Annotated in this window: 31 protein-coding genes and 1 tRNA gene; 29 read left to right on the top strand and 3 right to left on the bottom strand. The window is 38.7% G+C overall.

Features of this window, described 5'->3' with window-relative positions; genetic code table 11:
- The first annotated feature begins 39 nt into the window (after window positions 1-39).
- From Q7U95_RS05450 to hypB, 6 genes are all read left to right on the top strand, one after another.
- Complete coding sequence (locus Q7U95_RS05450) at window positions 40-561, top strand: hydrogenase maturation protease (protein WP_308752554.1); 522 nt, start codon at window positions 40-42, stop codon at window positions 559-561.
- On the top strand, window positions 558-1,394 hold the full coding sequence (locus Q7U95_RS05445) for a 4Fe-4S dicluster domain-containing protein (RefSeq protein ID WP_308752552.1): 837 nt from the start codon (window positions 558-560) through the stop codon (window positions 1,392-1,394). The genes Q7U95_RS05450 and Q7U95_RS05445 overlap by 4 nt, the downstream gene beginning before the upstream one ends.
- Window positions 1,394-2,305, top strand: coding sequence for an NrfD/PsrC family molybdoenzyme membrane anchor subunit (nrfD, locus tag Q7U95_RS05440; protein ID WP_308752573.1), 912 nt, complete (start codon window positions 1,394-1,396; stop codon window positions 2,303-2,305). Before Q7U95_RS05445 ends, nrfD begins: the two co-directional genes overlap by 1 nt.
- A gap of 163 nt (window positions 2,306-2,468) precedes the next feature.
- Window positions 2,469-2,948: a HyaD/HybD family hydrogenase maturation endopeptidase gene (locus Q7U95_RS05435; protein WP_308752550.1), complete on the top strand. Its 480-nt coding sequence runs from the start codon at window positions 2,469-2,471 to the stop codon at window positions 2,946-2,948.
- Window positions 2,949-3,016: 68 nt separating this feature from the next.
- Entirely contained in the window at window positions 3,017-3,343 is a 327-nt protein-coding gene (locus tag Q7U95_RS05430) for a hydrogenase maturation nickel metallochaperone HypA (protein ID WP_308752571.1), read from the top strand.
- Between the two features lie 17 nt (window positions 3,344-3,360).
- On the top strand, window positions 3,361-4,020 hold the full coding sequence (hypB, locus tag Q7U95_RS05425; protein ID WP_308752548.1) for a hydrogenase nickel incorporation protein HypB: 660 nt from the start codon (window positions 3,361-3,363) through the stop codon (window positions 4,018-4,020).
- A gap of 32 nt (window positions 4,021-4,052) precedes the next feature.
- Here the strand turns inward: hypB and Q7U95_RS05420 are convergent, their stop codons facing one another.
- Window positions 4,053-5,000 carry a radical SAM protein gene (locus tag Q7U95_RS05420; RefSeq protein WP_308752569.1) on the bottom strand — a complete coding sequence of 316 codons (948 nt, stop codon included), beginning with the start codon at window positions 4,998-5,000 and terminating at the stop codon, window positions 4,053-4,055.
- Window positions 5,001-5,098: 98 nt separating this feature from the next.
- Between Q7U95_RS05420 and Q7U95_RS05415 the strand changes: the two genes are divergently transcribed.
- The 7 genes from Q7U95_RS05415 (at window position 5,099) to rsmI (ending at window position 11,191) form a co-directional block, all read left to right on the top strand.
- Window positions 5,099-5,941 (top strand): diguanylate cyclase, encoded by an 843-nt coding sequence (locus Q7U95_RS05415; RefSeq protein WP_308752546.1) that lies wholly within the window; start codon window positions 5,099-5,101, stop codon window positions 5,939-5,941.
- 15 nt (window positions 5,942-5,956) lie between these two features.
- Window positions 5,957-6,955: an ROK family protein gene (locus Q7U95_RS05410; RefSeq protein WP_308752544.1), complete on the top strand. Its 999-nt coding sequence runs from the start codon at window positions 5,957-5,959 to the stop codon at window positions 6,953-6,955.
- On the top strand, window positions 6,936-8,051 hold the full coding sequence (locus tag Q7U95_RS05405) for a DUF362 domain-containing protein (protein ID WP_308752542.1): 1,116 nt from the start codon (window positions 6,936-6,938) through the stop codon (window positions 8,049-8,051). The genes Q7U95_RS05410 and Q7U95_RS05405 overlap by 20 nt, the downstream gene beginning before the upstream one ends.
- Before the next feature lie 98 nt (window positions 8,052-8,149).
- Window positions 8,150-8,320: a 4Fe-4S binding protein gene (locus Q7U95_RS05400; protein WP_308752540.1), complete on the top strand. Its 171-nt coding sequence runs from the start codon at window positions 8,150-8,152 to the stop codon at window positions 8,318-8,320.
- A 291-nt stretch (window positions 8,321-8,611) separates the two neighbouring features.
- Window positions 8,612-8,995 carry a hypothetical protein gene (locus Q7U95_RS05395; RefSeq protein WP_308752538.1) on the top strand — a complete coding sequence of 128 codons (384 nt, stop codon included), beginning with the start codon at window positions 8,612-8,614 and terminating at the stop codon, window positions 8,993-8,995.
- A gap of 295 nt (window positions 8,996-9,290) precedes the next feature.
- Window positions 9,291-10,202 carry a hypothetical protein gene (locus Q7U95_RS05390; protein WP_308752536.1) on the top strand — a complete coding sequence of 304 codons (912 nt, stop codon included), beginning with the start codon at window positions 9,291-9,293 and terminating at the stop codon, window positions 10,200-10,202.
- Window positions 10,203-10,327: 125 nt separating this feature from the next.
- Complete coding sequence (gene rsmI / locus Q7U95_RS05385; RefSeq protein ID WP_308752534.1) at window positions 10,328-11,191, top strand: 16S rRNA (cytidine(1402)-2'-O)-methyltransferase; 864 nt, start codon at window positions 10,328-10,330, stop codon at window positions 11,189-11,191.
- Here rsmI and Q7U95_RS05380 read toward each other — a convergent pair.
- On the bottom strand, window positions 11,178-11,618 hold the full coding sequence (locus Q7U95_RS05380) for an AbrB/MazE/SpoVT family DNA-binding domain-containing protein (RefSeq protein ID WP_308752532.1): 441 nt from the start codon (window positions 11,616-11,618) through the stop codon (window positions 11,178-11,180). The two genes, rsmI and Q7U95_RS05380, sit on opposite strands and share 14 nt — an antisense overlap.
- On the opposite strand from Q7U95_RS05380, the gene metG reads away from it, so the two are divergent.
- From metG to Q7U95_RS05315, 13 genes are all read left to right on the top strand, one after another.
- Window positions 11,590-13,143, top strand: coding sequence for a methionine--tRNA ligase (gene metG, locus Q7U95_RS05375; protein ID WP_308752530.1), 1,554 nt, complete (start codon window positions 11,590-11,592; stop codon window positions 13,141-13,143). The two genes, Q7U95_RS05380 and metG, sit on opposite strands and share 29 nt — an antisense overlap.
- 14 nt (window positions 13,144-13,157) lie before the next feature.
- Window positions 13,158-13,925, top strand: coding sequence for a TatD family hydrolase (locus Q7U95_RS05370; protein ID WP_308752528.1), 768 nt, complete (start codon window positions 13,158-13,160; stop codon window positions 13,923-13,925).
- Window positions 13,926-14,150: 225 nt separating this feature from the next.
- Window positions 14,151-15,110: a ubiquitin-like domain-containing protein gene (locus Q7U95_RS05365; RefSeq protein ID WP_308752527.1), complete on the top strand. Its 960-nt coding sequence runs from the start codon at window positions 14,151-14,153 to the stop codon at window positions 15,108-15,110.
- A gap of 166 nt (window positions 15,111-15,276) precedes the next feature.
- Window positions 15,277-16,137 carry a 16S rRNA (adenine(1518)-N(6)/adenine(1519)-N(6))-dimethyltransferase RsmA gene (rsmA, locus tag Q7U95_RS05360; protein WP_308752525.1) on the top strand — a complete coding sequence of 287 codons (861 nt, stop codon included), beginning with the start codon at window positions 15,277-15,279 and terminating at the stop codon, window positions 16,135-16,137.
- Window positions 16,138-16,193: 56 nt separating this feature from the next.
- Window positions 16,194-16,478 carry a Veg family protein gene (locus tag Q7U95_RS05355; RefSeq protein ID WP_308752523.1) on the top strand — a complete coding sequence of 95 codons (285 nt, stop codon included), beginning with the start codon at window positions 16,194-16,196 and terminating at the stop codon, window positions 16,476-16,478.
- 76 nt (window positions 16,479-16,554) lie between these two features.
- Window positions 16,555-17,460 carry a 4-(cytidine 5'-diphospho)-2-C-methyl-D-erythritol kinase gene (ispE, locus tag Q7U95_RS05350; RefSeq protein ID WP_308752521.1) on the top strand — a complete coding sequence of 302 codons (906 nt, stop codon included), beginning with the start codon at window positions 16,555-16,557 and terminating at the stop codon, window positions 17,458-17,460.
- A gap of 74 nt (window positions 17,461-17,534) precedes the next feature.
- The gene (locus Q7U95_RS05345; RefSeq protein WP_308752519.1) at window positions 17,535-18,290 is read left to right on the top strand and encodes a nucleotidyltransferase family protein; all 756 of its coding nucleotides are present in this window, start codon (window positions 17,535-17,537) and stop codon (window positions 18,288-18,290) included.
- Window positions 18,291-18,294: 4 nt separating this feature from the next.
- Complete coding sequence (locus Q7U95_RS05340; protein ID WP_308752517.1) at window positions 18,295-18,675, top strand: Rid family detoxifying hydrolase; 381 nt, start codon at window positions 18,295-18,297, stop codon at window positions 18,673-18,675.
- Between the two features lie 22 nt (window positions 18,676-18,697).
- The gene (gene spoVG, locus Q7U95_RS05335) at window positions 18,698-19,069 is read left to right on the top strand and encodes a septation regulator SpoVG (RefSeq protein WP_308752515.1); all 372 of its coding nucleotides are present in this window, start codon (window positions 18,698-18,700) and stop codon (window positions 19,067-19,069) included.
- 89 nt (window positions 19,070-19,158) lie between these two features.
- Window positions 19,159-19,233, top strand: a tRNA-Gln gene (locus Q7U95_RS05330).
- Between the two features lie 137 nt (window positions 19,234-19,370).
- Window positions 19,371-20,756 carry a bifunctional UDP-N-acetylglucosamine diphosphorylase/glucosamine-1-phosphate N-acetyltransferase GlmU gene (gene glmU / locus Q7U95_RS05325; protein WP_308752513.1) on the top strand — a complete coding sequence of 462 codons (1,386 nt, stop codon included), beginning with the start codon at window positions 19,371-19,373 and terminating at the stop codon, window positions 20,754-20,756.
- Between the two features lie 9 nt (window positions 20,757-20,765).
- Complete coding sequence (locus tag Q7U95_RS05320) at window positions 20,766-21,734, top strand: ribose-phosphate pyrophosphokinase (RefSeq protein ID WP_308752511.1); 969 nt, start codon at window positions 20,766-20,768, stop codon at window positions 21,732-21,734.
- A 17-nt stretch (window positions 21,735-21,751) separates the two neighbouring features.
- Complete coding sequence (locus tag Q7U95_RS05315) at window positions 21,752-22,417, top strand: 50S ribosomal protein L25 (protein ID WP_308752509.1); 666 nt, start codon at window positions 21,752-21,754, stop codon at window positions 22,415-22,417.
- Window position 22,418: 1 nt separating this feature from the next.
- Here Q7U95_RS05315 and Q7U95_RS05310 read toward each other — a convergent pair whose 3' ends face one another.
- Complete coding sequence (locus tag Q7U95_RS05310; RefSeq protein ID WP_308752507.1) at window positions 22,419-22,853, bottom strand: hypothetical protein; 435 nt, start codon at window positions 22,851-22,853, stop codon at window positions 22,419-22,421.
- Between the two features lie 91 nt (window positions 22,854-22,944).
- On the opposite strand from Q7U95_RS05310, the gene pth reads away from it, so the two are divergent.
- The 3 genes from pth to mazG all read left to right on the top strand — a co-directional run bounded on the left by pth (window position 22,945) and on the right by mazG (window position 25,318).
- Entirely contained in the window at window positions 22,945-23,505 is a 561-nt protein-coding gene (gene pth / locus Q7U95_RS05305) for an aminoacyl-tRNA hydrolase (protein ID WP_308752505.1), read from the top strand.
- Window positions 23,506-23,615: 110 nt separating this feature from the next.
- Window positions 23,616-24,527 carry a peptidylprolyl isomerase gene (locus tag Q7U95_RS05300; RefSeq protein WP_308752504.1) on the top strand — a complete coding sequence of 304 codons (912 nt, stop codon included), beginning with the start codon at window positions 23,616-23,618 and terminating at the stop codon, window positions 24,525-24,527.
- An 11-nt stretch (window positions 24,528-24,538) separates the two neighbouring features.
- Window positions 24,539-25,318: a nucleoside triphosphate pyrophosphohydrolase gene (gene mazG, locus Q7U95_RS05295; RefSeq protein ID WP_308752502.1), complete on the top strand. Its 780-nt coding sequence runs from the start codon at window positions 24,539-24,541 to the stop codon at window positions 25,316-25,318.
- The last annotated feature ends 83 nt before the right edge of the window (window positions 25,319-25,401 follow it).

Raw genomic sequence — 25,401 nt, 5'->3', positions numbered from 1 at the left:
GAGACCAATGAAATCCTTAAGTTCAAGGTAACTTAATTGATGACGTTTAAAGGAAAAGGCTCCTTGAAAAAGATAGTCGTTCTCGGGGTAGGGAATATCCTGCTCCGGGACGAGGGAGTCGGGATTTATGTTGTAAACGAGCTGGCAAAAGAGATTTTGCCAAAAAATGTGGAAGTGGTCGACGGAGGATTGGTGGGACGCGATTTTCTACCCCTTTTAGAAAGGGCCGATAAGCTCATCATAGTCAATATCTTAAAGAGGGACGATAAGCCAGGGACGTGTTTAAAACCGGGTTTAAGCGAGGTTGAAAGGGCGCTCAAGGTAGAAGATACCTCGATAGATCAGCTGGCTCTCTTTAGCGCCCTAGACGATGTTAAAGTAAGGGGAAACTGTCCTGAAATTGTTGTGGTAAGTGTTGTCCCAAAGGAAGTTGACGTTGGAATGGGTTTAAGTAGGGAATTACAGGAGAGTATACCTACCATAATAGAGAGGATAAAAGAAGAGTTCGACCACGGGTCAAAAAAGGAAGATTCCAAAGAAAGGAGTGAGGATACAAAGTGAAGATTACTCGAAAGAGTTTTTTAAAGGTGGCGGGTTTGGGTCTTGTCTCCACAACGGGTGTTGTTACTGGTCTGGGCGAGTTAACGAAGGCTTTTGCCGAATCGAAGGGAAAGCATGCCTGTCTCGTTGAGCCCGGTCTTTGTGCTGGTTGTCTATCCTGCGCCATTGCTTGCAAAAAGACGAATGAAAATTCGGGCACCTATGATTATTCCCCGGATTTGGGAAGCAACGTCTTCACCACGGTAAAGTTTAAAAACTTGGGAACCGAAGAGGAGCCCAACTGGCTAAAGACGAAGGTACAGTGTTTCCACTGTGCCGAAGCGAGCTGCATCGATGCCTGTGCTGCCGGGGCCATAAAACGAGAAGGAGATATCGTAAAGATAGATAAGGATATCTGTATAGGCTGCAAGAATTGCCATTATGCGTGCCCCTTCGGGGTGCCAAGATTCGATCCTGAATCGGGGGTAATGAAAAAGTGTAACTTCTGCAGTCATAGGGTATCTAAGGGTTTACCTCCTGCTTGCGCGGAGGCCTGTCCGACCGACGCGATTTTTTACGGAACCAAGGAAGAGGTTTTAAAGAGGGCCGAAGAAAGAATGGCAATTGTGGGAGGCAAAGCAAGAATTTACGGCAAAGATGTTTTGGGAGGGACCGCTTGGCTCTATCTTTTGGAGGACGAGCCCGAAGTCTACGGTTTTCCCAATGAGCCCAAACGTTCTTCAGCTTCAATGCCCGCAAAGTGGTTAACCGCTTTGCTTGCCGCCGGAGGGCTTACTATAGTACCCTACTGGCTGGTTGCGAAGGAAGCTAAGGAAAAAGGAGGTGGCAAGTGATGGAAGGAACGCACTATTGGCACCATCTTTTGGCAGTCTATCTCTTTCTTGGTGGTTTGGCCGGCGCCTGCTTCTACACAGGGGCTCTCTTTGAACTTTTTGGCGGAAGCCGCATGAAAAGGGTCGCTAAGATAGGCTCATACTGTGTTTTGCCAATTATTGTAGTAAGTCTTATTATTCTAGTTTTGGATTTGGCAAGGCCGCTATATTTTTGGCATTTCATAATCACCTTTAAACCGAATTCTCTTATGAGCCAAGGTACCTGGGTACTTACCCTATTTTCGATAGTGGGCGGGGTAATTGTTCCGGCTTTCTTCCTCTCTGAGGAGGAAAAGACCAAGGATTTGCCCATCATAAAGAGTCTTGCGGGAAAAGATAGTATCCGAAAGATCTTCTCGGTAATTGGTGTTATCTTAGGTTTTTTGACCGCTGGATATACGGGCGTTCTTTTGGCCGTGAAAAATGTTCCCATGTGGTCGAGCGTAAATTGGTTGCCCGTGGTCTTTTTGGCCTCGGCATCTTCCACCGGTCTTGCTTTAATCCTTTTCATTCTTTCTATTTCCAAAAAGAAGGATGAGCTCTCTATGGGATTGCTCGAAAAAGCGGACTCAATAGTCATCGTTATCGAGATGTTAGCTTTTGCTATTCTTCTCATAACATTAAACGCTGCAGGTGGAAGGGCGGCTGAAGCTGCCTCTGTTCTTTTAAGTGGAGCTTATGCTATCCCCTTCTGGATAGGCATAGTTACAATTGGTCTTGTCGTTCCTCTGACAATAGAGTTAAAAGGATTGACATCTAAAGATGCTCATGGGAAAGGAACGGGCATGGCCACAATCGCTTCCATCTTGGTGCTTTTGGGAGGACTCATGGTAAGATGGGTCTTTCTCTATGGAGGCCAGGTTGTGAGGTAAGTTTAGTTGTAGTTAGATTTTATTATTATATAGACCCCCCCACTTTCGGGGGTCTATATTTTTGGTTATTTTTAATTTTAAACTCAATTATCTCTTAAAAATTTTTTAAATTGTATTAAAATGATAACATTGTCTAAAAATTAAACACAAAGAAAGGTTAATTTTGACGAACAAGAAAATAGTTATTTTGGGTGTCGGAAATATTCTCCTTAAAGATGAAGGCATTGGTGTTCGAGTTGTTCAAGCGATGGAAAAAATGGATTTGCCGAACGACATCGAACTAATTGACGGAGGAACAGCCGGTTTTGATTTGCTTTATCCCGTTCAAGAAGCGGATAAACTGATTGTTGTGGATGCCGTTGAGGCGGGTTCGGAACCAGGTGATATGTTTAGGTTTAGGCCCAAAGATGTGAAGTTGAAGTCCAAAGAAAAAGTCTCTCTTCATGAAGTTGAGATTTTAGAAGTTTTAAAGATGGCCGAACATCTTGGAAAATGTCCCGAAACGATAATTTTTGGGGTACAACCGAAGGAGATAAATTTGGGTTTGGAACTAACCTCTGAGTTGCAAGAGAAAATTCCAAGGATAATAGAGTTGGTTTTGGAAGAGGTTGAAAAACTTAGAAGCAATGTAGCAGATGGCTGATGCCTGCCCGCTGCTGGCGGGGCTTATAGGGTAGATAGAGACTGGGGGGTTATTTAAACGTGCATGAAATGGCGATAACTGAAAGTATTTTGTCTATAGTTCTTGCTGAAGCAGAGAAAAGGGATGCAACGAGAGTAAAGACGGTGAAAATCGAGGTGGGGGAGCTTACAAACATAGTTGGAGATTGTGTTAAGTTTTACTTCGAATTAATGAGCAAGGACACTCTCGCTAGTGGTGCCGAAGTGGAAATAGCGGAGGTGCCGCTTCAAGCCAAGTGTCCTCTTTGCGGAAAGGTAAAAAGGGTGGAAAATCTCGACTTTATATGCGAATGCGGTACAGGAATGAAGATAATTGCGGGCAAAGAATTGGCAATTTCGGCTATCGAAATTGAGTAAAGGGAGGTTGAAAGCAAATGGAAATTAAGCTTCAGCAAAATATTTTAGCGTCCAATAATAAAATTGCTGCCGATTTGAGGAAGATTTTTGAGGATAAAGGAATCTATGTGATAAATTTAATGGCTTCTCCTGGGGCGGGGAAGACCAGTTTTATTTTGCAAACCATTGAAAATTTAAAAAATGACTTGAATATAGCCGTAATTGAAGGAGATATTGCTTCAAAAGTTGATGCTGAAAAGGTCCGCGAGCATGGTGTTACCACGATTCAAATAAATACGGGTGGCGCTTGTCACCTTGACGCAAACATGATTCGCGGTACTCTAGGTTTCCTTAATTTGGATGAGACGGACTTAATCATCATTGAAAACGTTGGAAATCTTGTCTGCCCCGCGGAATTCGATTTAGGCGAAACTGTTAAGATGGTTATATTGAGTGTCCCGGAGGGGGATGATAAGCCGCTTAAATATCCTCGTATATTTATTGAGTCGGAAGTCCTTGTTCTAAATAAAATTGATTTATTAGATTATACTGACTTTGATATAAATAGGCTTAAAGGAACTGTAAATAATTTGAATCCAGATATTAATATTTTTGAGATTTCTTGTAAATCTGCTGATGGGATTGATAGTTGGATATCATGGTTGAAAGATAAGATCCGAAAACATCTTAAATCTTAGGTCAAATGAGTCTACATACCAATTTTTACTTTTTAGAAAATCCCCATAGTTTTACGTCCCACGTTTATGGCTTCCCAATTTAACTGGTAGGCCAGTGAAAGCTCCGTGTGAGCGGTAAGCCCGCAAATCTTACAGGGGTCTTCATAAGGAGTTCTATTTTTAAGATAACACCCTTGCTCAACTGTTCCATCTCTTTCAACGCAGACAACCATCCACGGCTCACATTTCCAAGTGTTTTTCTTGAGTGCTTTGAGAGCGGTAAAACTATCTACCAGGGGCCATCCTTCTTTTTTAAGCTCTATTAATTCATCAAGCACTTTTTCTCTTTGTTCCCACGTTAAGGCCAGGTCTTCGCTCTCGGGATATGGGAAGAAAAACTGAATTGTTATTCCTTTTACGATATCGGAGAGAAACTTTACAAGCTCTGGAATCTCTTGGTAGTTTAAACGGTTAATTACTATATTTGAAAAGAGTTTTGGGTGCCGTGATTTTTTAATATTCTCAATGACTTTATCGAAAGAGTTGCTTCTGAGATAATTATGGGTATCTCTTAAACCATCGACGCTAACCCAAACCACATCGGTTTTTACATCTATAGGGAGTGTGCCGTTGGTAGTTACCCCAACACAGTAGAAATATTTTTTAGCTTCGGCGACTATATCATGGATATTTAACTCTCCATCTCTCCAAAGAAGAGGTTCGCCTCCCTCCATCAGCCATATTCTTACGCCTTGTTCGTATAAATTCTTCATAGTCTCTTTTAACTGAGTGAATTTTATATCTTCCCCTGGTCTACGCCAAAAGGGGCATTGACGACACTTTAAAGTGCAGCGGTGAGTGAGCTTAACGCCAGCCAAGATGGGCCTTTTTTTGTTTGTAACTTTGGTGTATGTGTAGTACTTTACAAGATATAAAAGTTGTCCTAATTTTATCTTTAGCACCTCATTTTTTGGTATTTGATATATTATTATTATACGCATTAAAGAAGAAATATTTAACAAATTTAAGCTCAATTAAAGGATTTGTTTCTTTTTCCGTGAATAATTGCATTATAAAAGAACCAAAGGAGATGGTTTCTTTGCAAAAACCTATTTCGAAGTCATTTATTTTATTAGCAATAATCGTAAGTTTCGGGTTGGTTGGTTTTTTAAACGCGATTCTAAAAGATTTTGTGCTTTTTAGCTTGTTTTACTTGCCCCTTATCTTAGCTACAATCTTTTTTGATTTACGAGGTGGGGTGTTGGTTCCTTTATGCGCGGCTATTGTTCTTTTCATTGTAAGCGATGCTTATCTTAGCCAAATAGGAATAGAAATTCTTATTATGTTTGTGGTGGGTTTAACTTTAGGTCAAATGTCAAAAAAGTATAAGGAAGCCAATGACAGGCTGACACATCTCTCAATGGTCGATAAACTTACAGGACTTCATAATTACGGATATTTCATCGATAGAATTGAAGAAGAGCGGGAAAGAGCCGACAGATTTGGAAGCAAGATGTCTCTAATTATGTTGGATATAGATTTCTTTAAGCCTTTTAATGATAAATTTGGTCACGTAAAAGGAAACGAGCTGCTGAAAAAGGTGACTAGAATTATCAATGAGCAGGTAAGGGTTGTTGATATTGTGACGAGGTATGGAGTAGAGGAATTCGCAATCATTTTACCTAACACGAGTGGTGAAGCCGCGGAGGTTGCCGAGAGGATAAGAAAAGCTGTTGAGGAAGCGGACTTTGAGGATAAAAAAATAACTATAAGTGCGGGAGTGGCTACTTACCCTTCGGATGCGCGTGACGACCTCGAGCTTATTGATAGGGCGGATCAAGCTTTAAATTTTTCAAAAAACCAAGGAAGAAATCGAGTTTCTGTCTATTCTAAAGATTTGGCACATGATGCTAGGATAATTGAACCTCATGGTTGTCAATAGACAAGCGAGGGGCGTATGTCTGACAACGGATTTGTAGTAGGAGTTGACATAGGAGGGACAAAGACTACTGTTGCTTTGCTGGATGAGAGAGACGGTATTCTTTGTGAACGGGTCGAACCTACCTCCAGGGCGGATTTTGATGAATCTCAGCAGGGAAGTCAACGTATTTTAAATCAAGTAATTTCTCTAATCAATAAAGTTTGTGATGTTTCTGGTATTGCCTTAAGTGATGTTAGTGGGATTGGCAACGGGGTAGCGGGTACGATAGATTTCAAGAGTGGCACGGTTATTTTTTCTCCAAATCTTCCTTTTAGAAACTTTGGTTTTAAAGATGCTATGTATCAACATTTTAAAATCCCTATTTTTTTAGACAACGATGCCAATGTTGCTGTTTGGGGTGAAAAATGTTTTGGGGCAGGAAGAAATGCTTCTGAAATTGTCGGTGTGACCATAGGCACGGGGATAGGCGGCGGTTTAATTATTAATGATAAAATTTATCGGGGTGCTGTAGGTTGTGCTGCCGAGATAGGACATATGATAATTGACAGAAACGGTCCTCGTTGCGGTTGTGGTAATTACGGTTGTTTTGAGGCGATGGCAGCAGGTTCGGCTATTGCCAAAAAAGCGCGGGCCGTTATAGCGAAAAAACCGGATGCTTTAATTCTTAAAATGGCTGGAGGAAATATAGATAAGGTTAATGGCGAATCTCTTGTGTTGGCTGCTGCTGAAGGGGACGAGTTGGCATTGGGTGTTTTGCGAGAAATTGGCGAGATTATCGGTGTGGCGTTTACGAGCTTAGTAAATATCTTCAACCCAGAGGTGATAATCGTTGGTGGTGGCGTAGCCGAAACCGGTGATTTAATTTTAAACTTTGCGGAAGATATAGTTCGAAATTACGCTATTAAACCTAATTCTGAAATCGTAAAAATTGTAAAGGCAGAGTTGGGTAACAAGGCTGGTTTTATGGGAGCTGCTTCTCTAATCAGGAAGGAGATTGAAAGTTACAATGACTGAGGTTTATTTTTCGGATGTGAGAACCGAAAAAAAACGGAGCTTACTCGATAAAGTGGAAACCCTTTTTGATAAAGCGGGTTTTGCTCGTCTTATAGAAAAGGGCGATATGGTTGCGGTGAAAGTTCACTTTGGCGAGAAAGGGAACACCGCTTTTATATCTCCTATCTTTATTCGTCGGATTGTCGATAAGATAAAAGCGTGTGGAGGAAAGCCCTTTCTTACTGATGCCGGTACTCTTTACGTTGGCTCCAGGGCAAACGCTGTGGAACATCTCACAACTGCCATAGAGAATGGTTTTGACTACAGCGTGGTGGGGGCGCCTCTTATTATTGCCGACGGCTTGAATGGGAAGGACTATTTTGAAGTTAAAATTAAGGGTAAGCATTTTGAGAAAGTTAAGATTGCAAGTGCAGCTTATTTAGCTGATTGTTTAATTGCTGTTTCTCATTTTAAGGGTCATGAGCTTACAGGTTTTGGTGGCGCGCTTAAAAATATCGGGATGGGTTTGGGATGTCGGAGTGCAAAGCAAGAGATGCATTCCAATGTTCTTCCTGAGGTTAATCAGGCAGTATGCACGGGGTGTGGAAAATGTATTCATTGGTGTTCTACAGAGGCAATTAAGATAAATGTTATGGGAAAGGCCGAGATAAGTCGCAAAAAATGTATTGGCTGTGGTGAGTGTACTGTGACATGTCCATTCTCAGCTATAGACATACATTGGGAAACGGAACCCGATGTTTTTCAGGAAAAAATTGTGGAGTATGCACGGGGTGTTGTAAAGAACAAAATCAATAAGGTTGGGTTCTTTAATTTTGCGATAAATATTACACCCGATTGTGATTGTTGGAGTTGGAGTGATGCTCCAATTGTCAGAGATGTGGGTATTCTCGCATCTTGCGATCCTATTGCTATTGACCAGGCCAGTGTTGATTTAGTTAACTCTGCTCAAGGTATAGAGAAAAGTCGGTTAAAGGATTTTTCTGCAGAAGATAAGTTTCGTGCCATTTTCCCTTCTATTGATTGGAGTGTTCAGCTCGATTACGGCGAGAAAGTGGGACTTGGCAAAAGAATATATAAATTAATTGGGGTAGAATAACTTTTCCCGGTATCCATATTTTATACAAGAGCGGCCTTTACAAATTTTTAATCCTCGTATATGATTCTTGCAATTATTTTTAAATGGAGGTGTGGTTTGTGGCTTATGAGATTACAGATGATTGTTTAAACTGTGGTACCTGTGCGGACGAATGTCCTTCCGGTGCTATTACTGAAGGAGAGGACAGATACGAAATTGATGAAGATAAATGCACTGAATGCGGTACTTGCGTTGAAGTGTGTCCAAATGAGGCGATAGTAGAAAAGTAGTTTTTAGATAGTGAAAAACAAATTAACGAAAAGGCCCGAAAAGGGCCTTTTTCTTTAGTGCTGTGCCTGCCTCTAATGTGGGCGGCGCGCGCCTGCTCAGTCGATTCTCTCATTGCGAAATTGCTATTTGCTCTTTGAGCACGCAATTCCTGCCTGCCCTGCCTGCCGGTAGGCACGGCGGTAGGCACGGTGCCGCAGATGTTCAAACTTCCTTCGCTATACGGCGTGCTCATATGCCTGCCCGCCTCTGGAGGGTTGCTGTCCACCCTGCCCACGGGGTTTTAAAAACTAATGACTTTTGGTATAGTTGGTCATTGCCTGCCTACTGAGAGGTGCGACGCGGCAATCTCATACTCACCGTCATTGCAAGCGGAGCGTGGCAATCTCGGTTTAATTGTATTTTTTTGTGGGTTGTTCTCCTTCATTTTCTTGCTCGTCCAAGAAAATGAAGCAAAAGAAGGACGGCCGATCATTTTTAACGGCTCCAAAATAACGGTTGTTCAGTCGCCTGCCTGCCTGCCGGTAGGCACGGCAGAACTTCCCTTCGTTTCACTCCGGGGTCAGACAGCTTCGGCTTATTCCCTGAACAACCTATTTCTCTGCCTAAAAATGATATGGCAACTAGCGAATAGCAGATGGCTTATGGTTGAAGGTTGGCAGATAGTAGCTTGTTAGAAAACTCTTTTGCTTTTCCTGGAGACTGGAGACTGGCGGCTGTATTTAAATGATATGGTGTATGAAAAACGTGCTCATATGTTTACCCGCTTCCGGAGGGTCTGTCTGCTTACGCCTATGATGTTGTTAGTAGTTTACTTTTTTAGCAGGAGAAATTGTTGAGTAACAGAAATTAGTATTTAAGATGAAAGTGTAATAATTAGCGTCGAAAGTGAATGAGAAAAAGAAATTAAGCCGATAATAAACTCATAATCTTTATTATTTCAGATTTACACGGCGCTTACTTGGAGGAGGAATGGACTACGTTGGTATATTAGTAAAATCTGCGAAGATGATGTGGAAGCATAAGTCCATGTGGTTTTTCGGGATTCTTCTCGGCATTTTAAGCGGGGGGCCCAATTTACAATATATTTTCAGAGGCAGTGATTTTGATTATTATAATGCCGGAGAATTTGCTCAACAAATGGAGAGGGTTTTTAAGTTTTTTACTCCCCAGGTTGTCATGGTGCTTTTTTCAAGTTTTTTAATTTTTATGATGGTGAGTATCATCTTGCAATATCTGTGTCGCGGGGCTTTAATCAGTATGGTAGATGATATTGAGAATAGCGGTGAAACTCAGATAGGGCGGGGATTTAACCATGGTTGGTCTAACTGGCTTAGGCTTTTTGGCATCTCATTCTTCATTTGGGTTTCCTTTACAATTGGGCTGCTCTTACTTTTTGGGGTCTTGTCCTTGCCGGTGATTTTAGCTTTCGTTAAACAAAAAGAAACCTTCGGCTTTATTCTTCTTTTTCCATCGATTTTGATTTTTGTAATCTTAATCATAGTTGTGGCGATACCGCTTACTCTTACTTATTCTTTTGCAGAAAGATTCTGTGTTATAGAAAACAAGAAACTTTTTGAGTCCATAAGCGAAGGTTATCGTTTATTTAAGTTAAATTTAAAAAGTTCCCTTTTAATGTGGCTTTTGATGTATGCGATTAACATCGGGTTCGCGATAGTTATAGTTATTTTTGGCTTCATCTTCATACTACCGATTAAATTTACTTTTTCTGCTAATGCCCCACTATCCATTGTTATTTTGCTTCCTGTCACTACGGTATTAATACTTGCCGGAGGCCTTTATAAAACATTTGTTTTTACCGTTTGGACCCTTTTTTTTAAAGAGCTTAAAAATAAGACAACGTCTGTAATATCTGCAAGTTAATTTACGAGAAATAATTTTGTCTTTAGTTAAGAATTATCTTGAAATCACCCTTTTTGTTTTGGAGTGATTATATATCGATTTTTTTTATGATTTTAAATTTATCTTAAAAAAGTTATTATTAATTCATGAAAAAAGGAAAACTTTTAATTTGTGCCACCCCCATAGGCAATCTTAAGGATATTACACTGCGTGTTTTAGAAACATTAAAAGAGGTTGACCTTATTGCTGCTGAGGACACTCGCCACACGAGGAAACTTCTTTCTCATTATGATATTCGGACTAAACTTACAAGCTATCATGAACATAATGAAGCAGCTAAAGCTAAAGAGCTTTTGCATAAACTAACCAAAGGTTCTCACGTAGCGCTTGTATCTGATGCGGGCACACCCGGATTGTCGGATCCGGGTTATTGTTTAATAAAAGCGTGTATTGAAAATGGAATAGATGTCGAAGTTTTGCCTGGTCCCTCAGCTGCGATTTCTGCCTTAGTTATATCCGGTCTTCCTACGGACAGTTTTATTTTTCAAGGTTTTCTTCCTCGAAAAAAAGGAGAGCGTTGCAAGATTTTAACTGAATTGGCTTTGAACACAAAAACTTTAATATTTTATGAATCACCTCACAGAATAAAAGCTTTTCTTGAAGATTCTCTTGAGATTTTTGGAAATAGAAAAATGGCATTAGTGAGGGAACTTACTAAAAAATTTGAGGAAGTTATAAGAGGGACTATTAGTGAAGTTTTAGAAAAAATTAAAGAAAAGAAACCTTTAGGAGAGATGGTTGTTGTAATTGAGGGGGCTAAAAAAGCCAAGAAAGGGCCAAGGCCTGGCGAGAAAGAAATTCAAAGCAAAGTTGTAAACTTAATAAATCAAGGGTTTACCAAAAAAGAAGCAATTCAAATGGTTTCAAAAGAGCTTGAATTGCCTAAGCGGATAGTTTATGAGGCGGTAAAAGATATTTCGGCCAAATGTGGGAAACTTAAGTTGCGTTGATATCTTTTTTGCAATTATTGCAAATAAACTTGCCTTTAAAACTTATGATGTTGTCTTCACATCCACAAAAGGCGCATAGGTTTTTATGTTTAGTTAAAATTATCTTATCTCCCTCCACGAAGATTTCGAGAGGGTCTTTAATCCCAATGTTAAAGCTTCGCCGAATTTCCATGGGAATAACAATTCTTCCAAGTTCATCAACATTTCTAACTATTCCTGTGTCTTTCAATTCATTCTCCTTTATTTCTTGACAATGGACAATTTCAATTATATGGTTGTGAAGAACATTAGTCAAGGTAGATGTAGGCGTAAGTGTATCGGAATCAAAAAGAGCCCAATTGCGATGTTTTGATGTAAAGATATCAAAAATAAGGCAGATTTTTCTTTGAGGTGATTTTTTGTCGGAAAAAAGCTTTTTTGTAACCACTCCCATATATTATGTAAACGATGTACCTCACATTGGGCATTCTTATACGACTATAGCCGCGGATGTATTGGCTCGTTACCACAAACTTTGCGGCCGGGACGTTTTCTTTCTCACGGGAACCGATGAGCACGGTGTTAAAATTCAACAGAGTGCCGGGAAAGTTGGTATGTCTCCAAAAGAACTTTGCGATGGAGTGGCGGAGAAATTTAAAGATGCTTGGCGATGTTTGAATATTGAATACGATAATTTTATTCGCACGACTGATTCTCATCACGAGGAAGCAGTAAAGCAAGTTTTACAAACGCTATATGATAAGGGATATATTTATAAAGGCAAATACGAGGCACTTTACTGTGTGGGCTGTGAACAGTTTAAAATGAAAAGTGACCTGGTGGATGGGAAATGCCCGGACCACAAAATAGAGCCGGAAGAACGTTCTGAGGAATGCTATCTTTTTAAACTATCTGCTTTTCAAGATGAGCTGTATAAACAAATAAAAAGCGACAAGTTTAAAATATTGCCTTTGGAACGCAAAAATGAGGTACTCTCATTTATAGAAAACGAAGGCCTTCAAGATATATCTATATCACGAGATAAAACTCAAGTTTATTGGGGGATTCCACTTCCCTTTGACCCTTCGCATACTACTTATGTTTGGGTTGATGCTTTTTTAAACTATCTAACGGGTCTTGGTTGGCCACAAGATAAAGATAATTTTATGAAGTTTTGGCCGCCAACTGTTCAATTAATGGCTAAAGATATTTCAAGGGTTCATGCAACAATCTGGGTCTCTATTTTAATGGCTCTTGAGATAGAACTTCCTCAAATGTATTTTATTCATGGTTATTTCACCGTAAACGGCCAGAAAATGAGCAAGTCTTTAAAGAATGTTATTGATCCCGTTGCTCTTTCGGAGAAGTATGGGGCAGATGTAATAAGATACTTTATACTTTCGGAGTTTCCCTTTGGCACAGATGGAAATTTTTCAATTAAAAGATTAGAAGAAGCCTACAACTCGGATCTCGCAAACGATTTTGGGAATTTGATTCACCGGACCATTCCGATGATAGATAAATATTGTGGTGGAGTAACTCCTACGCCAAAAGGGGAGATTTTAGTTGATGAGGAGTTAAAAAAAGTTGCCGAGGATGTGGTGGGTGTTTTAGAGGAGCTTTTTGGTGAGCTTAAATTTCGAGAGGTTTTAGCCGAAATATGGAAGATTATAAAAAGGGCCAATAAATATATTGACGAATCAGCCCCTTGGACACTTTTTAAAGAAGGCGACAATGAGCGCTTAAATACGGTTATGTACAATATTTTAGAGAGTGTCCGTATCGTTACCATTTTGGTTTATCCTTTTATGCCGGAGACGTCTCAAAAAATATGGGGGCAATTAGGGGTAACCGAGAGTCTTAATTCTCAAAATATTCCCCGGGATGTAGTGTGGGGTGGTCTTAAGCCGGGCACCAAGATTAAGAAAGAGACGCCACTTTTTCCGCGGATTGAATTAAACAAGAAGGGTTAAGGCGAGTTATTAAATTGCTTATAGATACACACATTCACCTCGATTTATATCAAAATACCAATATAGACGAGTTAGTTGATGAAGCTTTACAGAAAGGCGTAAAAATCTTAATTGATGTTGGCATAGATATTTTGTCTTCACGTTTAGCTGTTAAGTTTGCCGAGAAATACTCAAATGTTTACGCGGTTACCGGTATCCATCCTCATGAGGCAAAATTTGTTAATGAAAAAACGCTTGAAGAATTAAAAGCCCTTGTAAATAATCCAAAGATTGTAGCAGTTGGGGAGATAGGTCTGGATTATTATCGGAATTTATCTCCTAAAGATTTACAGAAAAAGGCATTTTTAGCTCAGTTAAATTTAGCTAAAAGTTTAGATTTGCCGGTGGTTGTACATGACCGTGATGCCCACGAAGATGTTATTAAGATGCTCAAGGAAGTAAACTTCCCTTCTGGAAAGGTTCTTATCCATTGTTTTTCCGGGGACGTCAATTTTTTAAATGAAGTTTTGAAAATGGGTTACTATATTTCAATTGGTGGTCCTGTTACTTTTAAAAATGCGAAGAAAGTAGTAGAAGTTGTAAAAAACGTTCCTTTGGAAAGGCTTCTCTTGGAAACGGATGGTCCTTATCTTGCTCCTCATCCCCATAGAGGGAAAATAAATAGGCCTGTTTTTATTCCACTCATTGCTCAAAAGATTGCTGATATAAGAGGGATTTCTTTTGCTGAGATTGAGAAAGCAACTACCGAGAATGCTCTTAAATTTTTTGGAATAAAGGTTTAATCTTCTAATAAAAATATCACGTCTGAAATGGGATTTTCTTCTTGGATTTTGAAATAAATTTGTCAATTTTTGTAAATTATGCTATATTTACACAGTTTTTACTCAAAGGGCAAACGCTAAAATAAAAAGGAGTGGTTTTTTTTGAAAGAAAAGATATTAAGTTGTCTATTAACAAAGGGGAAATTCTGAAAGAAAGTTGGAGCCAAGAAAGTTCTTCTTGGCATAGTGGCAGTAATTGCCATTTTTGTCTTAACTAGTGTCGCATTAGCTAAGACAAGTGTTACTCTTTCTGTAGATAGCCGCACTGCAAAAGTTTCGACTTACGCAAAGACGGTTGAAGGATTACTAAAAGAAAATGAAATTGATTTTAAATCATGTGACTCTATTACCCCAACCCCATCCTCTAACCTAAAAGAAGAAATGACCATTGTTGTTAATCATGCTAAATCGGTAGTATTAGAGGTTGATGGTGTAGAAAAATCCATAGTAACTACTACTTCCAGTGTTGGCGAATTTCTAGATATAAATAATGTGGAATTTGGTTCTCTTGATACAGTCCTTCCCGGGTTGGACGTTCTGCTCAAAGATGGTATGCGGGTAAGGATTATTCATGCAAAAAGGAGACTGGAGGTCACAGAAAAATCAATACCTTATCAGACAGTTACTTTAAATGATAGAAATCTTCCCAAAGGAGTAAAAAAGGTTGTAACTGCCGGGGAGAATGGTATTTTGGAGGTTGTCTACGAAGTTTTTTATAAGGGTGGCCTCGAGGTAAAAAGGGGAAAGAAGGAAGAAAGATTGGTTGCTGAGGCGGTAGACCGGGTCATTAAGGTTGGAACAAAAAAATTAACATCTTCAGCTGGCTATGATGTTAGCAGGGGTTCTAACTCAATTGGAGCTATAGGTGGAAAGATTTTGAGAATGACTGCAACTGCTTATACTCCAGGTTATGGTTGTGGATTTCGTACGGCAACCGGGGCGAAGGCCCAATATGGAATCGTGGCGGTTGATCCTCGCGTGATACCATTAGGAACGCGGCTGTTTGTTGAAGGTTACGGGAATGCTATAGCTGCTGATACGGGTGGTGCAATTAAAGGAAACCGTGTTGATTTATGTTTCAATACATTGCAAGAGGCCAGAAATTTTGGTCGAAGAACCGTTGTGATTCATATTTTAGGTAAGTAGTATTATAAAACGGATTAAATATCGGAATTCTAAATTACTGGTCTAACAATTGACCTTGAAATGCCCCGCAGTAACCCTGCGGGGCATTTGTTATTAATTTTTTATGTCTATTATAGATTTAATCTCTGTTAGACTTAAGATAGTTTAGTGAAAGGTTTGGAGTGAGATGGAGCCAATTGTTAATCCAACAAGAACAATTGAAATATTAAAAAAGCATAATATAAGATTGACAAAAAGTCTTGGTCAGCACTTCTTGGTCGATAAAAATATTTTAGAGAAGATAATAAATATGTCGAATCTTGCTTCAGATGATGTCATTCTTGAGATTGGGGCGGGGATAGGTACTTTAACGGAAGCCCTTATTGGCAAAGTGAACATGGTTTTAGCTGTGGAGTACGATTCAAAATTTTTTCCTATACTTGAAGAAAATTTTAAAGCGGCAAAAAATTTTCATCTTATTAGAGCCGATGCGTTAAAAATTGTCCCAAAAAATCTTCCTCTAAAACCAAATAAAGTGGTTTCTAATTTACCATATAATATTGCTTCTCCATTGATTATGAAGATTCTCGAAGAATTTATTGAGGTCAAAGAACTTGTGGTTATGATTCAAAAAGAGGTTGCGAAACGTATTACGGCTAAGCCCGGGACAAAAGACTACGGGGCGCTTACATTAAAGATTAATTATTATGCTGAACCTGAATTACTCTTTGAGGTATCAAAAAATGTTTTTTTACCGCTTCCCAAAGTTGACTCAGCAGTTATACGTATCAAAAGGCCACTTTCCCCTCGTGTAAATGTGGATAACCGGAAGGTTTTGTTTAATTTAATTTCCGCTGCCTTTAGTCAGAGAAGAAAAATAATTGCCAATACACTTTCATCATTTTCGGTCGATAAATGCATGATAACAAAGGCCTTATTGGAGGCAGGGATTGACCCAAGGAGCAGGGGGGAAACGTTGAGTCTCCCCGATTTTGCGAAGTTGAGCAATATTCTCGGGAAGCTAAATTTCAAGAAGAGCCAAACTTGATTTAATCTTCCATCTGGGTTATCATTAGTTTAAATTATTGAAGGAGACTTTCGTTAATGATTGATGTTGAATTGCCTAAAATAGAGATTGTCTCAAAGATTAAAATGGATTTAGAGTCCTATTTGGGCGGAAGAATGAAGCTTAGAGCTAATGTGGGCCGATGTAAAATAATTGAGCGAGAAGGAGTTCTTAAAGAAACTCACCCAAATTTATTTATTGTGAAAGTTGAAGAAGAAGAGAGAACCAGATTAGTTTCTTATAGTTATGTTGATGTTTTAACGAAAACAGTTGAACTTACCAATCCGGTTAATGGAGAAAATATCGTCTCTTGGCTTCAATAAAACAAGAATCGCGAAATATTTTGATAATTAAATTTAATTTATTATAATAAACACAGTTTAAAAACTGTGTTTTTTTATGGCAATGAAAAAAAAATTGGTAAGAAAAGTAAAAATTAAAGCACATGCAAAAATCAATCTCTATCTTGATATTACCGGTAAGAGAGTTGATGGCTATCATAATATTCACTCCCTTATGCAGAGTATTTTGCTTGCGGATGAGCTTGTAGTTTCAGATGCCGAAGATTTAAAGCTAATCGTTTCAGGAGAATTTAAAGTTCCTCTTGAGGATAACCTCGTTTTAAAAGCAGCACAAACCCTTCAGAATTTTACTAAAAAAAAATCTGGTGCTTGCATTTCTTTAAATAAAAAAATTCCGGTTGCTGCTGGACTTGGTGGGGGGAGCGCGGACGCTGCTGCCACACTTGTTGGTTTAAATATACTGTGGGATCTCAAATTATCTTTAAAAGATTTGCAGGCTATAGGCGAAAAAATAGGTGCCGATGTTCCGTTTTGTCTTCAAGGCGGATTATGTTTGGTTGAGGGCAAGGGGGAGAAAGTTTCTTCTTTGCCCGGTAATTTTGCGGCGGATATCGTAATTGTAAAACCGTCTTTTGAGCTTTCGACTTCGCAAGTTTACTCGGATTTTGATAAAATTAGACTACCCTGTGTGCTTTTTTCTATGGAGCCGATGATTGCCGCTTTACACAAAGGAAGTTTAAGGGGCGTTTCATCATTGCTGGCAAATGTGTTGGAAAAGCCGGTGATTTCAAAAAATCCGATAATTAGAGAAATTAAAGAAAAAGCTCTTCAGGCAGGGGCAACGGGAGCCTTAATGTCCGGGAGTGGCTCAAGTGTATTTGCTATAGCTGATTCTAAGGAAGCTGCACTTAAAATTGCGAACCATCTTAAGGGATTTTATGAAAACGTTATTGTAACTGCGACCTCTCAAAAAGGAATTGATGTTTACCAGGAGCTAATTTAATAATTTCCGAACTTAGAAGGATTTTTTAGTTGTGGTGAAGAAAGTTTTAATTCATAAGAAAAAGGAGAATTAAAATGGGGTACGATGCTTTGGTTTTAGCCGGGGGGAATATTAAGGGGATTAGTGTCGAGAATGTTCCCGCAAAAGGAATGCTGGAAATAAACGGCAAGCCCATGGTTGAATACACAATAGATGCTCTTAAAAATTGTCCTCAAATTGAAAGAGTGGTCGTTATTATTCCGTCTTCTGTTTCTCTGGGAGAGTGGGCCAAAAAAGCAGATAAAGTTTTGACGGTAGATAAATCTTTAACGGAAAATATTTATGCAGGAATGTCTTATCTAAAACCAAATGGCCTTTTTTTGATTATATCAGCCGATGTGCCACTTATAACTAGTTTGGCCATAGAGAAGTTTCTGAAAAAATGTGGGAAGGTTGAAGCTGATTTATATTACCCTATAATTTCGCGAAAAGAGATGGATAAAAAATTTATAGGGACAAAGAGAACTTATGCTCATTTAAAGGATGGCGATTTTACCGGTGGGAATTTAGGTCTTATTGATTCAAGGGTGTTTGAGAAAAACAGAGAATTTATCGAGAAACTATTCTCGCTCAGAAAAAGCCCATTTAAGTTGGCTAAAGTTCTTGGTTTTGGATTTATTTTAAAATTTTTACTTGGTTTTGCCATGATTTCCGAGGCGGAAGAAAAGCTGTCCACTTTGATTAAGGCGAAGGGCGTGGCTGTTTTATCAGATGCTGAAACGGGAATTGATGTAGATAAAGATGCAGATTTGGTCTATGTTAAAGAGGTTATTTGTAAAAGGAAGGGGTGAGATAATGCCTGTTGCCATAATAACAGAAGAAGCTCCTCTGCCTGTGGGACATTATTCTCAAGCGATGAAAGCTGGAGATTTTATTTTTGTTTCAGGGCAAATACCATTAAATCCTCTTAACGATGATTTAATTGAGGGTGATATAAAAATTCAGACAAGATTAATTTTACGCAACATAGAAGCTATTTTAGTGGCTGGGAGCAGTTCGATTTCAAAGGTGGTGAAGCTAACAGTATATATTCGAAATTTTTCAGATTTTTCTGCAGTTGATTCAGTTTTTGCAGAATTTTTTATCGGGGAACCCCCTGCAAGGGAAGTAGTTGGAGTTAATAAACTTCCCAAAGACGCTGAGATTGAAATTTCAGCAATTGTTTTGGCAAACTAACAAACAAAGGACGGTATATGGAATGGAAATTACAAGAGTAGTTGTGAGATTAGTTGATATGAACAAAGTTCAGGCTATTGCAAGCATTACGTTTGATGATGAGTTTGTGGTTCATAATCTTAGGGTTGTGGATGGTGACAAGGGATTATTTGTGGCAATGCCCAGTCGAAAATTACCGAACGGGGAATATAGAGATGTTGCCCATCCCATTAATACTGAAATGAGAGAGCGTATACAGAGCGCGGTTTTAGATGAGTATAAACAAGTTAAAGAGGGAAAAGCGAAGTCTCCGAGTGAAAAAAAAGATAGTGCTAAGGAGCCGAGTGGCGAGGAAGAAAAACAAGGTGAAAAAGAAAAACAAGAAAGTGATTCTGGAGAAAAACAAGAGGGATAATTTGTTAAGTAAAAAACTTGACACTCCAAAGCTCATAAACTATAATCTCACAGTATTTTTGCCTTATATAGTTGATTTTATATAGACATTGGGGCGTTGCCAAGCGGTAAGGCACGGGAATTTGGATCCCGCATTCGGAGGTTCGAATCCTCCCGCCCCAGCCAATAGACATTTCCATTATTAAGCGTAGCTCCTGTCAGATACTGGTCTGCCTGGTACAGGCTTGTAACAGGTATCAGATATCAGGCATTGAGCATGGATAAAATGAATTTATTGAGAGGTATGCAATAGGAGGACTGAGATGAATCTGGCAGTAGTTGTACTTGCGGCAGGCGAAGGAACCAGGATGAAGTCATCTCTTCCAAAGGTTCTTCATAAAATATGTGGTCAGTCAATCATCTCACATGTTATTAAAGTGGTGCAAAACCTAAATCCCACTAAACTTATCGTTGTTGTTGGACATCAAAAAGAAAAGGTGATGGAAGATCTTGGTAATGGGGTAGAGGTGGTTGTTCAAGAAAATCAACTTGGAACAGGTCATGCTGTTCTTATGACAGAGCAGTTTTTAAGTGGTTACAAGGGAAGTGTTCTTGTTTTATCGGGTGACTCTCCGCTTATTAAAAGTGAAACATTGTTAAATATCATTAAATTACGTGAAAAAACTGGAGCAGTGGCAGCCATGCTAACCGCAAAACTGAAAGAGCCTGGGGGCTACGGTCGGATAATTCGCCGTGATGATGAGATTGTTCGAATTGTTGAAGAAAAAGATGCTACTGTTGATGAAGTAAAAAACAACGAGGTAAACAGCGGAATTTATTGTTTCGATACTGTTAAATTATTTAATTTTCTTAAAGAGGTTAAGAGCGATAATCAACAAGGGGAGTATTATTTGACCGATGTTATCGGGATTATTAAAAATAATGGTGGGAAAGTTGTTGGAATGATGATTAAGGATGAGAGTGAGATTTTGGGGATAAACTCCAGAAGGCAGCAAGCTGAAGCCGATAAAATCATGAGAAGAAGGATAATTTATCGGTTAATGGATGAAGGTGTTACATTTATAGATCCCGACCTTGTTTTTATAGGCCCTGATGTTGTTGTGGGAAAGGATACCATTGTATATCCTCTTACGTTTTTAGAAGGGGAAACATTGATTGGAGAAGGGTGCGAAATAGGCCCTTCGGTGAGACTTATAAATACAATCGTTGGCAAGAGTGTTAAAATTAAAAATGCTATTATAAAGGAAAGTGTAATTGAAGATGAAGCTGACTTGGGCCCATTTTGCTCGGTGAGAGAGGGAACCAAGATAAAGAAAGGTGCGAAGATAGGGGCCTTTGTGGAGATTAAAAAGAGCGAGGTGGGAGTGGACAGCAAGGTTTCGCATTTGAGCTATATAGGAGATGCTACCATAGGGAATAATGTAAATATAGGAGCGGGTAGTATAACTTGCAATTATGACGGGGTTGAAAAACATAAGACAATTATTGAAGACGACGTTTTCATCGGGAGCGACACCATGTTGATTGCTCCTCTTAAGGTTCACAAGGGAGCGATGACGGGAGCAGGTTCTGCCATAACTTCGGATGTTCCCGCTGGGAGTTTAGCTATTGAACGTTCTAAACAGAGAACAATTAAAGGGTATCTCAAAAGAAAATTAAAAAATATTATCGAACGTAAAAACAGTTAGGAGGCTCTGGTGAGTATAAAGAATTCAAAAGGAAAACTTATGATTTTTACGGGGCGTGCCAATCCTGAACTTGGTAAGGAGATTGCCAATTATGTTGGGGTAGAACTTGGGAAAGCTGATATATCAACTTTTAAAAATGGAGAGATTTACGCAAAATACCGTGAGAGCGTGAGAGGCTCAGATGCCTTTTTAATACAGTCTTTCTCTGAGCCCGTAAATGATAACTTAATGGAATTATTGATAATGGTTGATGCCATGAAGCGTGCCTCAGCTGCAAGAATTTCTGCTGTTATTCCCTATTATGCTTATGCAAGGCAAGATAAAAAAACTGAGCCCAGAGAGCCTATTTCTGCCAAACTTATTGCGAACCTTTTGACCACTGCAGGTGTTGACAGGGTACTTACCATGGACTTGCATGCCGGGCAAATACAAGGGTTCTTTGATGTCCCGGTTGACCACTTAACAGCTCTTCCAATACTTGCCAATTATTTTAAAAAACGTGGGTTGGATGATTTGATTGTTGTCTCTCCGGATGTGGGGAGGGTTAAAATTGCTAAAAGGTGCGCCGATAGGATAGGGGTTTCCATTGCTGTTTTACATAAAAGCCGCCCGGCTCATAATGTAGCTGAGATAACTCAATTAGTTGGTGATGTTAAAGGAAAACGTGCTTTAATAATTGATGATATGATAGATACAGGTGGCACTATTGTTTATGGTGCTGAAACTTTATTGAAAAATGGGGCTAAAGAAGTTTATGTATGTGCGACTCATGGTATCTTTTCTGGCCAAGCTGCGGAAAGGTTAGATAAATCCCCAATTAAAGAAGTTGTGGTTACGAACACTATTCCTGTGCCTCCTGAAAAGAGGTTTAAGAAACTTAAAGTTTTGTCGATAGGCCCACTTTTTAGTCAGGTTATATTAAATGTTCATGAAGATGAGTCAGTGAGCGAGATTTTTCAAGGAGATAATATTGTATAAACAAGGAGTGTAGATACATGGATTTTGTGGAATTAAGTGTTAGGTTAAGGGAAGAAACTGGAAAGGAAAAAGTAAAAAAAATGAGAGCCGAAGGAGAAATTCCTGCGGTGCTTTATGGTTCAAAGTCAAAAAATGAATTACTTGCGATTAATGCGAAAGATTTTAATTATTTGGATCAACATGGCAAGTTGGGTGGTGTTTTAAAACTCAAAACAGAGGGCGATAATCATACACAGAATGTGATAATCAAGGATGTTCAAAAAGATCCGGTTAGCGATAAATTCTTGCACATTGATTTTCTTAAAGTAATTAAGGGCGAAGCTATAACTACTATTGTCCCTATTACTCTCTTAGGTGAAGCGCCTGGAGTTAAGACTGGCGGGGTGCTTCAGCACAATGTTTGGGAGTTAAATATAAAAGCACTTCCAAAAAATTTGCCAACCAAGATTGAAGTAGATATTAGTTCTTTGGAAGTGGGCGAGCTTGTTAGAGTGGCGGATTTATCGTTGCCTGAAGGGGTCGAGGTTCTTAATTCACCTGAAGAAGTGATGGTTTCGGTTGTGCCACCAACTAAGATTGAAGAGCCGGAAGCGGTTTCGGAGAAAGAGGAAGTTACTGAGCCAGAAATAATTGGTGAAGAAAAGAAAGAAGAGAAAGAGGAAGAGGAAGAAAAAAAGGAATAAGTTAATATTCTTTTAGCATTTTTTTTGTTTTAGGGCTTGGTGTTACCTTGTTAGAAATTGGATTAACAACGAAGATAAACTTCTCAGCAAGTATTTCTTTTGTAAGAAGTTTATCTTTTGTTGTATTCAAGACTTCTATTTGATAATAACCCACGGTTACCTCAGTATTTAAGATATCTGAGAAATTTTCTATTTTCTCAAGTCCTACTGGCGTAACTGAAATTCTGTAACTTTCAAGTCCTACTAATGTAGATATATTTTTGAAATTATTCCTCTTAGGGATATTTTCTATAATCCACGCCTCCATTTCTCTCCCATACTCTTTTTCAACAAGTGCAATCGAGTTGTTTATTCGCCACATACCGATATTGTTTCCAAAAAAAGTGAATATAAACGCAGTAATGATTATAAAAAAGATGTATAAGATTTTTTTCATGTTCTCTTTCACCAATTGTAGTTATATGTTTATCTTATTATTTATCTTATACTTTTAAGTTAAATAACCTTTTTTTAACTTGGAGGAATTTATGTTAGTGGTTGGTTTAGGCAATCCCGGTGTTGAATATGAAGAAACTCGCCATAATTTAGGATTCAAGGTAGTGGAGACGCTGGCCGATAATTTAGAGATTTCTGTTAAGAAGAAAAGTTATAAATCTTTGTGGGGCGAGGGGAAAATAGATGACAAAAGGGTCTTCTTGGCCAAACCGCAAACATTTGTCAATTTAAGCGGAAAAAGTGTTTTAGCTCTTTTAAAAGGATTAGGGCTCGATACGGCCTCACTTTTAATTATTCATGATGATATGGATTTGTCTTTGGGCGAAGTAAGAATTAAAAAGGCGGGAGGAAGCGGAGGGCACAATGGCCTAAAATCAATAATTAAAACTTTGGGAACTGAGGATTTTGGTAGAATAAGGGTCGGAATAGGTCGTCCTTCCGGACGGCAAGATCCTGCTATTTACGTGCTTAAGCTCTTTACCAAAATTCAAAAGGAAGATGCGGAATTTGCCATTAGCAGGGCTGTGGAAGCGGTTCTCTTAATCATAAAAGATGGTTATGAAATTGCAATGAATAAATTCAACAAAAGATGAGAATCTGAGGTAAGGTTAGAAACAAAGAATAAAAAACAATAGTGCAAAATTAAAAATGTTTTTAAAGTTTTTTTTATTCTATATTAAATAAAACCGGGAGGTTAATTAGATTGAAAAGAGTTCTTTTGGTGGGCTTGCTCATCGTGGGTTTGTTTTTGGTTGGCTGTGGAAATAAGGTGGCAGTTACTGTAAATGGCAAGAAAATCTATGAAAGTGAAGTGGAAGAAAGAATAGAAGTTTTGGCTGGCCAATATCCTGAGATGGCTGAGAGTTCGGAAGGTGATGATAGAAAAGAATTGAGGGAAATGGTTTTGGATAATTTAATTTCAGAAGCTTTAATTGCTGAAGAAGCTGTAAAACAGGAGATAGGAGTCTCTAAAAGTGAAATTGACTCTGAGGTTGAGGAGATAAAAAAGAGTTTCCCTGATGAGCAATCTTTTGTAGAAGCGCTTAAACAAAATCAAATGGTTTTAGCTGACCTTGAAGGGGAGATTAAGAAATTTCTAATTCAACAAAAGATGATGGAGAAAGTAACAGCGGACATTAAAATTACCGATGAGGAAGTCAAAAAGCATTATGAAGACAATAAAGAAAGCTTCATGGAGTCTGAGCAGGTTCATGCCAAACATATTCTTCTTGAGGACGAGGAGACGGCCAAAAAAGTTTTAGCTGCTCTTGAAGATGGCTCTGATTTCGCGGAACTTGCCGGCAAGCATTCAACCGATCCCGGTTCTAAAGATAAAGGTGGAGATCTTGGTTGGATGAGTCGTGACCAACTTGTTCCGGAATTTGCGGAAGCGTCATTCAACCTCCCGATAGGAGAATTAAGCAACTTAGTGAAGACTCAATTTGGGTACCATATCATTGTTGTTGAAGAAAAAAAAGAAGCGTTACAAAAAAACCTTGAGGATGTTAAGGACGAGATTGAACAAGTTTTGCTTGAAGAAAAACAAAGCGAAAAATTTCAGGACTGGATAGACGACCTAAAAGAAAAAGCGGATATTAAAAAAACCACTTCATAAGGGAAACTTAAATGTCTGAATGTTTTAAATTTAAAAAATTAACTGAAATTATTTCTATTTTAAGAGGGCCTACTGGTTGTCCTTGGGATAAAGAGCAGACCTACAAATCGCTTACACCTCATCTTATTGAGGAATCATATGAAGTGTTGGAGGCAGTTAATCGACAAAATTTTAATCATCTTAAAGAAGAATTGGGCGATCTTTTGCTCCAAATTGTCTTCTATGCTCAAATGGCTTCGGAGGATGGAAAATTTAATATTGATGATGTAATTGACGGTATCATTGAAAAATTAATCCGTCGTCATCCTCATATTTTTGCCGATAAAATATTGCTTACTTCAAAAGATGTGTTAAAAAACTGGGATAAAATTAAAAAAAAAGAGAAAGAAAAATCAGTATGTTTTATGGGAGTTCAAAGCAATTTACCTGCTCTTATGTATGCTTCTAAATTGCAGTCTAAGGCTTCACGGGTTGGTTTTGATTGGCAAAAAACTGAGGATGTATTCGAAAAACTTGACGAGGAAGTTGAGGAGTTTAAGGAAAAATATCGCGAAGAAGGAAATATTGAAGAAGAAATTGGCGATATTTTATTTACAATAGTGAATATAGCTCGTTGTCTTAAGGTAGATTCAGAGATTGCATTGAGGAGAGCCGCAAATAAATTTTCTAAACGCTTTGAATTTATGGAGAAGGTGGCGGAAAAGCGTGGTTTAGATTTTGAAGATTTGTCTTTGGCCGAAAAAGACAAGCTATGGGAAGAAGCCAAAAAATTAATAGCAGATGGCGAATAAAATACAGAGTATAGAATATGGAATATGGCGTATGAGAAAGTTAAAAGTCAAGAATTGAGAGTATAGGGTAACGGGGAAAGGGT

Origin of the sequence: Candidatus Oleimmundimicrobium sp., from assembly GCF_030651595.1 — a bacterium.
Lineage (GTDB): Bacteria > Actinomycetota > Aquicultoria > UBA3085 > Oleimmundimicrobiaceae > JAUSCH01.
Note: the sequence above shows the minus strand (reverse complement) of the source record. Positions and strands in the feature narration are given on the sequence as shown.

What these genes read in the sequence shown, in the direction of transcription:
- Q7U95_RS05450 (WP_308752554.1), top strand. Translation starts at nt 40, where the DNA reads ATGACGTTTAAAGGAAAAGGCTCCTTGAAAAAGATAGTCGTTCTCGGG.
- nrfD (WP_308752573.1), top strand. Translation starts at nt 1,394, where the DNA reads ATGGAAGGAACGCACTATTGGCACCATCTTTTGGCAGTCTATCTCTTT.
- Q7U95_RS05430 (WP_308752571.1), top strand. Translation starts at nt 3,017, where the DNA reads ATGGCGATAACTGAAAGTATTTTGTCTATAGTTCTTGCTGAAGCAGAG.
- hypB (WP_308752548.1), top strand. Translation starts at nt 3,361, where the DNA reads ATGGAAATTAAGCTTCAGCAAAATATTTTAGCGTCCAATAATAAAATT.
- Q7U95_RS05420 (WP_308752569.1), bottom strand. Translation starts at nt 5,000, where the DNA reads ATGCGTATAATAATAATATATCAAATACCAAAAAATGAGGTGCTAAAG.
- Q7U95_RS05410 (WP_308752544.1), top strand. Translation starts at nt 5,957, where the DNA reads ATGTCTGACAACGGATTTGTAGTAGGAGTTGACATAGGAGGGACAAAG.
- Q7U95_RS05395 (WP_308752538.1), top strand. Translation starts at nt 8,612, where the DNA reads ATGACTTTTGGTATAGTTGGTCATTGCCTGCCTACTGAGAGGTGCGAC.
- Q7U95_RS05390 (WP_308752536.1), top strand. Translation starts at nt 9,291, where the DNA reads ATGGACTACGTTGGTATATTAGTAAAATCTGCGAAGATGATGTGGAAG.
- rsmI (WP_308752534.1), top strand. Translation starts at nt 10,328, where the DNA reads ATGAAAAAAGGAAAACTTTTAATTTGTGCCACCCCCATAGGCAATCTT.
- rsmA (WP_308752525.1), top strand. Translation starts at nt 15,277, where the DNA reads ATGGAGCCAATTGTTAATCCAACAAGAACAATTGAAATATTAAAAAAG.
- Q7U95_RS05355 (WP_308752523.1), top strand. Translation starts at nt 16,194, where the DNA reads ATGATTGATGTTGAATTGCCTAAAATAGAGATTGTCTCAAAGATTAAA.
- ispE (WP_308752521.1), top strand. Translation starts at nt 16,555, where the DNA reads ATGGCAATGAAAAAAAAATTGGTAAGAAAAGTAAAAATTAAAGCACAT.
- Q7U95_RS05345 (WP_308752519.1), top strand. Translation starts at nt 17,535, where the DNA reads ATGGGGTACGATGCTTTGGTTTTAGCCGGGGGGAATATTAAGGGGATT.
- Q7U95_RS05340 (WP_308752517.1), top strand. Translation starts at nt 18,295, where the DNA reads ATGCCTGTTGCCATAATAACAGAAGAAGCTCCTCTGCCTGTGGGACAT.
- spoVG (WP_308752515.1), top strand. Translation starts at nt 18,698, where the DNA reads ATGGAAATTACAAGAGTAGTTGTGAGATTAGTTGATATGAACAAAGTT.
- glmU (WP_308752513.1), top strand. Translation starts at nt 19,371, where the DNA reads ATGAATCTGGCAGTAGTTGTACTTGCGGCAGGCGAAGGAACCAGGATG.
- Q7U95_RS05315 (WP_308752509.1), top strand. Translation starts at nt 21,752, where the DNA reads ATGGATTTTGTGGAATTAAGTGTTAGGTTAAGGGAAGAAACTGGAAAG.
- Q7U95_RS05310 (WP_308752507.1), bottom strand. Translation starts at nt 22,853, where the DNA reads ATGAAAAAAATCTTATACATCTTTTTTATAATCATTACTGCGTTTATA.
- pth (WP_308752505.1), top strand. Translation starts at nt 22,945, where the DNA reads ATGTTAGTGGTTGGTTTAGGCAATCCCGGTGTTGAATATGAAGAAACT.
- mazG (WP_308752502.1), top strand. Translation starts at nt 24,539, where the DNA reads ATGTCTGAATGTTTTAAATTTAAAAAATTAACTGAAATTATTTCTATT.